This is a genomic window from Bradyrhizobium ferriligni (genome assembly GCF_056837965.1).
In genome coordinates, this window is record NZ_JBXEJO010000206.1 from 1 (window position 1) to 677 (window position 677).

General features: G+C 78.3%; 1 protein-coding gene. It reads left to right on the forward strand.

The annotated features are described in order from the left end of the window. Positions 1–18 precede the first annotated feature (18 nt). Positions 19–258, forward strand: coding sequence for a hypothetical protein (locus AC1VNY_RS42515; protein ID WP_482409672.1), 240 nt, complete (start codon positions 19–21; stop codon positions 256–258). The last annotated feature ends 419 nt before the right edge of the window (positions 259–677 follow it).

Sequence of the window (677 nt, forward strand, 5' to 3'; positions counted from 1 at the left end):
TCTCGTGGGCTCGGAGATGTGTATAAGAGTCAGCGCGCAGCCGACGCCGACTCCACCGCCGCCGGCCGCAGCACCGCAGCGACCGGGCACGCCGCCGCCTGGCGCAGGACCCGCGCACCCGACGCCAACGCCCGGCGCCACGCCGAACGCCGCGCCGGCAGCACGGCCCGGCACCCCGCCGGCGGCGGCAACGCCGACACCAACGCCCGCAACGCCGGGCGCTCCGACAACGGCGCCGGCCGAACGCCGCCCTGGTGATCGTCCGGGTGGCGAACGCGGTGAACGTCCTGGCGGCGCCAAGCAACCGCCGGGCACGCCGCCCGCGGCGACGTCAACGCCCACGCCTTCGACAACGACAACGCCGCCGGCAGCAGGGGCACGACCGGGCACACCGCCCGCCGCGACAGCTCCCGGTGCGACACCGACGCCGACACCTCCGGCAGCCGGCGCACAGCCCGCGCGTCCAGGCACCCCGCCTGCCGCAACAACGCCTCCGGCACCCGGCGCGACGCCGACGGCACCGGCGCCAGGTCAGCAGGGACGTCCGGCAACACCGCCCGGAACGCCGGCAACCCCGGGCGCGGCGATGGGTGCGCCCGGCGCGACCCCGGCTCCGGGTCAGCCGGCAGCACGTCCGGGCGTCGCGCCCGGCGTATCGCCGGCCCAGGGAGCAGCCA